Raw genomic sequence first — 10,246 nt, 5'->3', positions numbered from 1 at the left:
GAAGCTTATCGAGAGATCTTTCTTCATCGCAGGGCCGGGGGGAAAAGTGATCATCGGTCTTTCGGGAGACGAGTTTGCGAACCGAAAGCTGCATCCGATCCGGCCTTACGAGGTCCGGAAGAAGGAGCTGGTGGATTTTCTTGAGGAATCGAAATTCGGGCCGGAGTGGAACATCGAGATGCTCTCCGACAGGTTCGGCTCTTCGCTCGATTCTGACTTCGATGCGATTGTGGTGTCCGAGGAGACTTTTCCGACCGCCATCGAGATCAACAAACTCCGCCGCGAAAAGGGAATGAAGAAGGTCGATATTCACCAGATCACCTGCGTTCTCGCCGAAGACGGGAGGTGGATCTCGAGTACGAGGATCTGGAAGGGCGAGATCGATTCTCACGGGAAGGTTATAGGGTAGTTTTTTTACGTAATATCCCTTTTTTCCTTCCAAAAATTCCAAATATACCAGATTTGAACTCCACACAAGATCAAAGCTCCTATCATCAGGGCGCGGAATATGAAAATAAGCGTCCAATAATTTTCAGGAAAGATCTCGTAAAAAAGAATTAGAGAGAGAAATGCGAGAATTATAAAACGGACAATCCATTCCATCGGATATAGCAAATCCCTCACCTTTTGCTGATTGATCATAATAGATCCTTCCCTTTGCTTCTTATAAGAATTATTAACGGAGTATGAATTAAGGGGTTTAAATACGAAACAAGGGAAAAGATCCCTTGTCAGGTGTTCTAATAGCTGTTCAGGCAAGTGCTGTTACAGTGTCCGCCCATGTCTCCACTTTTGCAAGAATTGCGTCGTCCTGGTATGAACTGACCCTTACGGTTTCGCGGCTGAACGTGACATAGTAGATCTCAGTGTTCGTATCATGACACTTGAGCTGGCAGGAATATGTGTCGTTCTCGGCATCACGGGCAGGGTCTCCTCCGACGGCGACGGCAAGATCGGCGTCTGCAACGATTGCACCGGTCGCACTGTCCATCGAGGAGACTGTCGGGCACTTGATCGAAAGTGATCCTACCTTTTCCGCCGCATTGTCTTCGAAGACGATCTTTGCGGTGTAGCTCTCGCGGTTGATCTCGACCCCGCTGTGCGTTGCATTGTTCTGGATGTATTCGGTGCATCCGAACGGGTTGTTGTCGATCACCGACTGGATGATGCTCTGAAACGTTGCTGCGTCTGCGATGGGCGATGCAAGTTTGCGTGTCGCTGTTTTTGTGTTGGAAGTTTCTATGAAATCCGCCATTGTTTTTTCTCCTGCCTGACTTTCCCCGGGTACTGGAACAGGCAAATAATTAATCGCTGTTTAAAGAAATTGGCGTGACTGTATCGGATACCGTTTGGTTTTTATGGGAGATTTTTTGGGGATTCTTTTAGATTTGTGGAAGTATGATGAAGGATGAAAAGAGACGAGGGAAACAAGCAGGAAGATGGAGATCGTTTTGAGACATAGAAGTGAAGAAATTTTGGATTTTCAATAAAAAAGTACAGCTATCAATAACTGAGCAATCTTTTTTTAGTCACTGGCATAAGCATAATCTATGCCTGAAGAATACTATGCTCACTCAACGGAAAATTCTGATAAAAACGACTGGCAGCCACTGAAGACTCACTTAACTAATGTTGCAGATCTCGCCTCGGATTTTGCCGCTGAATTCAATGGTCAAAAAATAGCCTACTCCGCAGGAATTCTTCATGACCTCGGGAAGTATTCGCAGGAATTCCAACAAAGACTCAAAGGAAAAAATATCAGAGTCGATCATTCAACAGCCGGAGCACGCGAGGCAGAGCAATATTGCAATCAATTTCAGGCTCAAATTCTCAGATATATAATCGCAGGTCATCATACCGGGCTGCTGAATTACGGTTCTCCAAAGTCCGGACTGGAACACCGACTGATATCCTCAGAGCTCTTCGATTATTCAGCTTATAAAAATAAATTAAAAATTGAAAATATATCCGGCGAAATGCCTGTTCTGAAAATCTACGATATGAAAAATCCTGGATTCCCATTTTCTTTCTATATCCGGATGCTTTACTCATGCCTTGTAGATTCCGACTTTCTCGACACTGAATCATTTATGAATCCTGATAAATCCTTACTCCGGGGAGATTATGATTCATTTGATGAGCTATGCTTGAAATTTGAAAAGCGTATGGATGTAATCAGGAAAGGTTCTGAATCGAATTCAATCAATGATCGGCGAAATGAGATCTATGACCAGTGCTGTCGAATGGCCGAAAGCGATCCCGGTCTGTTTACTTTAACTGTTCCGACAGGCGGAGGGAAAACACTTTCATCGATGGCATTCGCTTTAAAGCACCTGAAGAAAAACAATCTAAAAAAAATCTTTTATGTGATTCCGTATACGAGCATCATAGAACAGAATGCTGCGATCTTCAGGGAAATTTTCGGGGCAAAGAACGTTCTTGAGCATCACAGTAACTTTGATCCCGATGCACAACTGGAGAAAAATTCCGAATATACTTCATTAATAGAACAGAAACTCAGGCTTTCATCTGAAAACTGGGATATTCCTATAACTGTAACAACGAATGTCCAGTTTTTTGAATCCTTATTTTCGAATAAAAGTTCCAGATGCCGCAAACTCCACAATCTTCCAAACAGCGTGATAATTCTTGACGAAGCCCAGATGATCCCGACGGAATTTTTAAAGCCGTCCGTTATGGCACTATCCGAACTCGTTGTAAATTACGGTGCATCGGTTGTGATCTGTACTGCAACCCAGCCAAAACTTGCCGAAATTTTACCGGGGTATATCAAATCCCGCGAAATAATGGATTCTCCAGATGAACTCTACAAAGAATTCAAAAGGGTAGATTTGTCTTATATCGGTGAACTCAGTGATTCGGAACTCGCAGATCGCCTTCTATCACATAAACAGGTTCTCTGTATCGTCAACACAAGAAAACATGCGGCTGTTCTTTTTGAAAAAATCTCCGGGGAAGGAAACCGTTTCCATCTCAGCGCAAGGATGTGCCCGGTTCACAGGAGGAAGGTAATAGGGGAGATCAAGGAAAAGCTGAAGAACGGTGAAGAATGCAGGGTGATCTCCACCCAGTTGATCGAAGCCGGGGTCGATATCGATTTCCCCGCAGTTTACAGGCTGATGGCGGGAATGGATTCCGTATGTCAGGCAGCGGGACGATGTAACAGGGAGGGGAAACGAGAATCCGGCGATGTAATCGTCTTCCGCTCTTCTGAAGATCACGCGAAAACCGCCGGCTGGCTCAGCAGGACGGCAGAGATCGGAGAGATAGTAATCAAAGACTTCGATGATCCGATGGCGCTCGACTCAATTGAAGAATATTTCAGCCAGTTGTATTTCCATTCCGGGGAAAATGGTCTTGATACAGAAAAGATCCTTGAGATGATCGAGGAAAACGGGAGAGCTTTAAAATATCCTTATGAAGATATCGGGCAAAAATTCAGGTTCATTAAAGATTCCGGCAGTGATATTATAATTCCCTATGATAGCAGATCGAAATCAGTAATCGAAAATATTCGCCGGACAGGATTTATTGGGAATGCCTTCAGGAAATTGCAGGGTTATGTAGTCAATGTATATCCCGATGAATTCGAAAATTATGAAAAATCTGGCCTAATTGAGCTTGTTTGCGAGCGTTTTCATATTTTAACCGATTTTGATAACAACTATTCAGACAACGTCGGATTATTAAATCGAAACATTAATGGCGAAGACCTATCATTGCTTATTAAATAGAGGGGGTGATCGCAATAGGCTATGGATTCAGACTAAAAGTCTGGGGCGACTACGCATGTTTTACCCGGCCCGAAATGAAAGTCGAAAGGGTAAGCTACGACGTAATTACGCCATCTGCCGCAAGAGGATTACTCGAAGCGATCTACTGGAAACCTGCAATATCATGGAAAATTGACAGAATTCATGTGTTGAACCCGATCAGGTTCGACAATATCAGAAGGAATGAGGTAAAGAGCACTATCTCTTTACCGAATGTTAAAAAGGCAATGAAAGGAGAAGCGGTCGAACTCTTTCAGGACGCAAACGAGGATCGTGCCCAGCGGGCTTCGCTTCTTTTAAGAGATGTCTGCTACTGTATCGAAGCCCATTTTGAGATGACAAATAATGCGGGACCGGACGATACACCCGAGAAGCATTACAACATCGCCCTTAGAAGAATGAGAAAAGGGCAGTGTTACCACAATCCGTATCTCGGGTGCAGGGAGTTTCCTGCAAACTTCGAAATTCTTGAAGAAGAGAATTCGGTTCCGGTTTCATGCTATTCGGGCGAAAAGGATCTCGGTTTCATGCTATGGGATCTTGAGTACAGCGAGAACCCGAAGGAGGAACCGCAGCCTGTCTTTTACAGGGCGTGTATGAACGACGGCATTATCGATGTTGAAAAGTGTCTCTGTTACGGGGGCTTGTCATGATAATCCAGTCGCTTTGCAATTATTATGACATTCTAAATGAAGAGAGTAAAGTTCCTGAAAAGGGATATTCAACAGCAAAGGTATCTTTTGCAATTGAAATAGACAATGAAGGAAGAATAAAAGGCATCATCGATAAGAGGTACGGTGATAAAAAACTGCTACCTGACCAGATGATTGTTCCTCTTCAAAGGTCCCGATCGGGGAAAAATCCGCCGTCTTACTTCCTGTGTGACAATGCAAAGTACGTATTCGGTGTTGAAAAAATAAAGAAATCAGAGTTTGAAAAGGATTATAAATCCGGAGACAAAGGCCCGTTTACAGTTCTGGAAGAATCTGAAAAAGATGTAATTCTGATTGATGATTCTACGAGAGCAAGGTTTATTGATTTCATGAAAAGGCATCTATCAATACTGAAAGATGTGAACGATGAAAGTGCGAAAGCCTTTGTGAAATTCATAGAAAATTACGACCCCGAACAATTTCTTGAAGATCCAAAGATAGTACAGTATAAAGATCAGATACTTGACAATGCCAATTTTGTCTTTTCTCACAACGGATCGTACATTCATGCAAACGAATTGGTGAAAAGAGCTTGGGAAAGTTATAACAACAAATCCACGAAAGAAAAAAATTGTTATCTATCCCAGTGTTTAATTTCAGGAAAAAAGGAACCTATTGCAAGAACTCACCAGCTGATAAAGGGTGTTGTAAATGCACAGTCAGCAGGGGCATCACTTGTAGGCTCAAATGACAAATCTTTCAACTCCTACGGAAAAACGCAGAGTTATAATGCACCGGTCGGCGAGAGTTCGATGTTCAAATACACGACCGCCCTTAATTATCTGCTTTCCGAATCGAAACACAGGCTGTTGATAGGAGACTCGACGGTTGTATTCTGGGCAGATGCCCCGGAAGGAAGTTATGAGGATTTTACCCAATATTTCATAAATCCTGTTGAAATCAGAAAAGACGATTCTAAAGACAATGACCCTGAAAAAAGAGAAACCAACACCGAATTGCTCAATCAGATGAGAGATATTCTTAATCTCGTCCGAAAAGGGTACAAAATTAGTGATGCCAATCCGGATATCGATGAAAAAAAGATGTTCTATATCCTGGGTCTGTCTCCGAACAATGCCCGACTTTCGGTCAGGTTCTGGTACATGAACGAGTTCGGGGATTTTGTTAAGAAAGTATCACAGCATTATTTCGATACGGAGATCGAGAGGGGCGATTATGATCCTGTGTTTGCCTCGCCAAAGAAGTTAGTTAATGAAACTATACCTAAAGGATTGGATAAAAAGCAAGAAAAAGTTCTACAGATCCTAAGCGGTCTCCTCATGAGATCGATTCTCAACAGTACACCCTATCCAATTCAGATGTACAACGCCATTTTGGGCAGAGTGAAAGTTGAAAGATCAATTAATTCAGTTCGTGCCGGTTTTATCAAAGCTTATTTGTTGAGGCTCGCAAGAACCGGTTCGCCTTACCTTAAGGAGGATATGATTACCGTGAATTTAAATGAAACAAGCCAGGACGTACCGTATCGCCTCGGCAGGTTATTTGCAGTATTGGAAAAAGCACAGACAGACACAAGCAAAAGTATCGGGAGCACTATCAACAGCAAATACTTCAGCAGTGCATCGACTACACCGGCCGTTGTATTTCCGGTTTTGATCAAGCTCGCCCAGCATCACATAGCAAAATCAGATTTCGGGGTAAGGACGACAAGGGACATCGAGGAAGTCCTTTCGGGAGTGGATCAGTTCCCGCCGTACCTGAGTCTTGAGGAGCAGGGCATGTTCATGCTCGGATACTATCACCAGAGAAAAGAGAATTACAAGAAGAAAGAAGAGAAGGTAGAGGCCGAAGCCGCAAAGGAGAATGAATCATGAGCGAACCCATTAAGAACAGGTATGAATTCGTATTGTTGTTTGATGTAGAGAACGGGAACCCGAACGGAGATCCGGATATGGGCAATATGCCGAGGATCGACCCCCAGACCGGCCACGGAATCGTGACTGATGTCTGTCTTAAGAGGAAGATCCGTGATTATGTCGATATCGTCAAATCAGGAGAGCAGGGTTATGACATATACGTAAAATCCGGTGCGGTTTTGAACAACCAGCACAAGAAAGCGTATGATCATTTTGGTGAGAAACCCTCCGAAAAGAAGCCGAAAGACGACAAGTACGCCAGATTTATGTGTGACAATTTCTTTGACATACGGACTTTCGGCGCCGTTATGACTACAGGAGTTAATTGCGGCCAGGTCAGGGGACCGGTACAGATCAATTTCGGGCGAAGCATTGACCCGATATTCCAGCAGGAGGTAACGATTACCCGGCAGGCTGTTGCAAAGGAAGAGGATGCTGAAAAAGGGCAGACAATGGGAAAGAAGCAAATTCTCCCGTATGCACTCTACAGAACGGAAGGATACATCTCTGCAAATCTTGCGAACAAGACGACCGGCTTCAGTGAAGACGATCTCAAACTGTTCTGGGAGAGCCTTGTGAATATGTTCGAGCATGACCATTCCGCTGCAAGAGGAAAGATGTCGGCAAGAAAGCTGATAATCTTCAGGCACAACACGGAACTTGGTTCGTGCCAGTCGCATAAGCTCTTCGATCTTGTGAAAATCAGTAAAAAGTCCGGAGATCTTCCTCCCCGCTCATTTGCCGATTATGAGATCGAGATCTCAAAAGATGTTCCCGATGGTGTCGAACTGATTGAAAAGTTATGACGCGGAATGGGTATTCTGACGAGGATCTTCTCTCCTTATCAGGTATACAACATTTTTATTTCTGCAGGCGCCAGTGGGCGCTGATTCATCTCGAACAGCAATGGAAGGAAAATCTCCGGACAACACAGGGCCATTTCCTGCACGAGAGAGTCGATGATCCTTATTTCAACGAGACAAGGGGTATTTCAGTAATCTCAAGAGCTTTTCCTGTGGTATCATATAACCTCGGTTTTTACGGTATTGCCGATGTTGTCGAGTTCCTGAAATCGGATGAGGGTGTCTCTCTTCCGGGACACGAAGGATTCTGGAGAATAAATCCTGTTGAATATAAGAGAGGGAGCCCTAAGGTCGATGAAAGGGATGAGGTCCAGGTATGTGCACAGGCAATATGTCTTGAAGAGATGTTTGACACCCGTGTTGATTCCGGAGATCTGTACTATTATGAGACAAGAAGGCGGGTGACTGTCGATAATACAGATTATCTTCGGGATCTTGTTTTTTCACTTTCAAAGGAGATGCATGAGATTTACAGTTCAGGTCTGACTCCACCGGCTGTAAAAAATAAAAATTGCAGGTCATGTTCACTGTATGACCTTTGTGTCCCCAATCTGACTAAGAAGAAAATTTCTGTCGGGAATTATATCAAAAAACACGTGAAAGAGGCAGTTGATACCGGAAATTCTGATTAGGAGAGTAGATATAATGAAAAAATTATTGAATACCCTTTACGTAACCAAACCGGAATCCTACCTGACAAAGGAGGGAGAGAACGTGGTTGTGAAGGTTGAAGGCGAGGACAATTTCCGTATTCCAATTCACAACCTTGAGGGGATCGTATGTATGGGATATATGGGTGCGAGCCCGCAACTAATGAGGCTTTGTTCTGATAATGGTGTGGGATTGTCTTTCCTGTCTCCGAACGGTTTTTTTCTCGCACGGGTTTCTGGTAAAGTGAGAGGAAATGTCCTGCTCCGGAGAACTCAGTTCAGGTATGCCGACGATCCTGTGATGTCCCTTGACCTTTCAAGGCGGTTCATTATCGGTAAACTGGTGAATTGCCGGACAGTTCTTGGAAGAAGTCTCCGGGATCATGCGGATGTCATCGATAATGCAAGGGTGAAGACAGTTGAAGACTATCTTATTGATAATATCAACCGTGTTCCTGATTCCCCGGATTGCGATTTTCTGAGAGGTATCGAAGGTAACTGTGCGAAATTTTATTTCTCTGCGATGAATGAACTGATCCTGAAGCAGAAGGATGATTTTTTCATTAAGGAGAGGAATAGGAGACCCCCTCTGGATAACATGAACGCACTTTTGTCATTTTTGTATACACTGCTTGCTCACGATATGGAATCTGCACTCGAAACTGTTGGTCTTGATCCGTATGTTGGCTTTCTGCATACCGACAGACCGGGGAGGGCCAGCCTTGCCCTTGATATGATGGAGGAACTGAGACCGTTCATGGCCGACCGCCTGGCCTTGAATCTGGTAAATCTGCGAAAGATAAAAGGTTCAGGTTTTATCAAAAAGGAGAACGGGGCTGTTTTTATGACAGACGACTGCAAAAAGGAGATTATTGCTTCCTGGCAGAAAAGAAAGCAGGATCAGATAAAGCACCCTTATCTCGGGGAGAATATTCCCGTGGGTCTTCTTCCGTACGTTCAGGCTATGCTGATGACTAGGTACCTGAGAGGAGATATCGACGGTTATCCCCCGTTTTTCATGAACTGAGTGACAATTATGATGGTTCTTGTAACTTATGATGTAAATACGGAAACCCCGGAGGGTCGGGCGAGATTAAGAAAGGTTGCCAGATTGTGTGTAAATCATGGTCAACGGGTTCAGAATTCTGTTTTCGAATGTCTGGTAGATCCTTCACAATTTGAAACCCTGAAGCATAATTTAATCAGTGTTGCTGATGAAGAGAAAGATAGTATAAGGTTTTATTTTCTTGGAAAAAACTGGAAGAGAAGAGTGGAGCATTACGGTGCAAAGGCCGGATATGATCCCGAAGGATTATTAATTACATAGTCTTGCGAACCTGAAGCTCACATTATTTCCCCGGGAGGTTCGCGGGATTTTTATAGATTTAGTATATTTCTTTTTCTATGATTTTATCAATATAAGGCAACATAATTTTTTGAATTACTGCCACGTGACATTTCTAAAATAATATATTGTGTAGGATATGATACTCCATGTTTGAAATTTTTAGGAAATTTCTGATTTTTAGTGAGTTTGACAAAGACTTAATATTTTACAAAATGAAATTGATTTGCTGTCACACCCTTCGCGGGTGTGTGGATTGAAATAGGCCAGTTTAACGGCATGGAATCCGGCACGAGGTCACACCCTTCGCGGGTGTGTGGATTGAAATTTCCATCGGGCGCAGCGCCTCCAGGGAGGTGTCGCCGTCACACCCTTCGCGGGTGTGTGGATTGAAATCACGAAGAGACATTCCGCAGGCGATGCCTTCGCCGTCACACCCTTCGCGGGTGTGTGGATTGAAATGACTTCTGGGTCGGTGCCCCGACCACCTGCATCTGGGTCACACCCTTCGCGGGTGTGTGGATTGAAATTGACAATGTCCAGGATGCACTCCTTTGCCTCGCCAGTCACACCCTTCGCGGGTGTGTGGATTGAAATAGGAGTACAGTACCACTGTTGATATCTATCCCGGCGCGTCACACCCTTCGCGGGTGTGTGGATTGAAATTCAAAGATATATATCCATAACCACTAGGAGATATGTCACACCCTTCGCGGGTGTGTGGATTGAAATCCGGAGGCTTGGCCTTCCGGGCCTTGTCTCTTGCTGGTCACACCCTTCGCGGGTGTGTGGATTGAAATAAGACAGGGGAGGCGTCTGCATTTGCAAGAGACAGTCACACCCTTCGCGGGTGTGTGGATTGAAATTTATGAGTAGATCACAAGAAGAAATAGACGAATATCGTCACACCCTTCGCGGGTGTGTGGATTGAAATCTGTGCCTGAGATGTTCCGAGCCTGACGTATGGTCACACCCTTCGCGGGTGTGTGGATTGAAATACTGGC

9 protein-coding genes and 1 CRISPR repeat array are annotated in these 10,246 nt (G+C 44.2%); of the genes, 8 read left to right on the top strand and 1 reads right to left on the bottom strand.

Annotation, left to right across the window (positions count from 1 at the left end; all coding sequences use genetic code 11):
* On the top strand, positions 1–409 hold a 409-nt coding region (locus tag METPAY_RS03420), incomplete at its 5' end, for a phosphopantetheine adenylyltransferase (RefSeq protein ID WP_084600670.1).
* A 342-nt stretch (positions 410–751) separates the two neighbouring features.
* Here the strand turns inward: METPAY_RS03420 and METPAY_RS03410 are convergent.
* Positions 752–1,255, bottom strand: a complete 504-nt coding sequence (locus METPAY_RS03410) for a hypothetical protein (RefSeq protein WP_048149158.1) — start codon at positions 1,253–1,255, stop codon at positions 752–754.
* Between the two features lie 295 nt (positions 1,256–1,550).
* Between METPAY_RS03410 and METPAY_RS03405 the strand changes: the two genes are divergently transcribed.
* From METPAY_RS03405 to cas2, 7 genes are read left to right on the top strand one after another with little or no spacing between them, the layout of a single operon-like run.
* Positions 1,551–3,755 (top strand): CRISPR-associated helicase/endonuclease Cas3, encoded by a 2,205-nt coding sequence (locus METPAY_RS03405; RefSeq protein ID WP_048149156.1) that lies wholly within the window; start codon positions 1,551–1,553, stop codon positions 3,753–3,755.
* A 5-nt stretch (positions 3,756–3,760) separates the two neighbouring features.
* Positions 3,761–4,447, top strand: coding sequence for a type I-C CRISPR-associated protein Cas5c (cas5c, locus tag METPAY_RS03400; RefSeq protein WP_281174071.1), 687 nt, complete (start codon positions 3,761–3,763; stop codon positions 4,445–4,447).
* Positions 4,444–6,342 carry a type I-C CRISPR-associated protein Cas8c/Csd1 gene (cas8c, locus tag METPAY_RS03395; protein ID WP_048149154.1) on the top strand — a complete coding sequence of 633 codons (1,899 nt, stop codon included), beginning with the start codon at positions 4,444–4,446 and terminating at the stop codon, positions 6,340–6,342. Before cas5c ends, cas8c begins: the two co-directional genes overlap by 4 nt.
* Positions 6,339–7,190, top strand: coding sequence for a type I-C CRISPR-associated protein Cas7/Csd2 (cas7c, locus tag METPAY_RS03390; RefSeq protein ID WP_048149152.1), 852 nt, complete (start codon positions 6,339–6,341; stop codon positions 7,188–7,190). Before cas8c ends, cas7c begins: the two co-directional genes overlap by 4 nt.
* Positions 7,187–7,879 carry a CRISPR-associated protein Cas4 gene (gene cas4 / locus METPAY_RS03385; RefSeq protein WP_048149150.1) on the top strand — a complete coding sequence of 231 codons (693 nt, stop codon included), beginning with the start codon at positions 7,187–7,189 and terminating at the stop codon, positions 7,877–7,879. The genes cas7c and cas4 overlap by 4 nt, the downstream gene beginning before the upstream one ends.
* Positions 7,880–7,892: 13 nt before the next feature.
* The gene (cas1c, locus tag METPAY_RS03380) at positions 7,893–8,924 is read left to right on the top strand and encodes a type I-C CRISPR-associated endonuclease Cas1c (protein WP_048149148.1); all 1,032 of its coding nucleotides are present in this window, start codon (positions 7,893–7,895) and stop codon (positions 8,922–8,924) included.
* Between the two features lie 9 nt (positions 8,925–8,933).
* A complete protein-coding gene (gene cas2, locus METPAY_RS03375) occupies positions 8,934–9,224 on the top strand; it encodes a CRISPR-associated endonuclease Cas2 (RefSeq protein ID WP_048149146.1) in 291 nt (96 codons plus the stop codon).
* Positions 9,225–9,473: 249 nt separating this feature from the next.
* Positions 9,474–10,240: a CRISPR direct-repeat array (repeat unit 32 nt; unit sequence GTCACACCCTTCGCGGGTGTGTGGATTGAAAT).
* Between the last annotated feature and the right edge of the window lie 6 nt (positions 10,241–10,246).

It is taken from the genome of Methanolacinia paynteri, from assembly GCF_000784355.1.
GTDB lineage: Archaea > Halobacteriota > Methanomicrobia > Methanomicrobiales > Methanomicrobiaceae > Methanolacinia > Methanolacinia paynteri.
Note: the sequence above shows the minus strand (reverse complement) of the source record. Positions and strands in the feature narration are given on the sequence as shown.

Excerpts from the sequence above, each read along its gene's own strand:
- METPAY_RS03410 (WP_048149158.1), bottom strand. The coding sequence starts at position 1,255 with ATGGCGGATTTCATAGAAACTTCCAACACAAAAACAGCGACACGCAAA.
- METPAY_RS03405 (WP_048149156.1), top strand. The coding sequence starts at position 1,551 with ATGCCTGAAGAATACTATGCTCACTCAACGGAAAATTCTGATAAAAAC.
- cas8c (WP_048149154.1), top strand. The coding sequence starts at position 4,444 with ATGATAATCCAGTCGCTTTGCAATTATTATGACATTCTAAATGAAGAG.
- cas7c (WP_048149152.1), top strand. The coding sequence starts at position 6,339 with ATGAGCGAACCCATTAAGAACAGGTATGAATTCGTATTGTTGTTTGAT.
- cas4 (WP_048149150.1), top strand. The coding sequence starts at position 7,187 with ATGACGCGGAATGGGTATTCTGACGAGGATCTTCTCTCCTTATCAGGT.
- cas1c (WP_048149148.1), top strand. The coding sequence starts at position 7,893 with ATGAAAAAATTATTGAATACCCTTTACGTAACCAAACCGGAATCCTAC.
- cas2 (WP_048149146.1), top strand. The coding sequence starts at position 8,934 with ATGATGGTTCTTGTAACTTATGATGTAAATACGGAAACCCCGGAGGGT.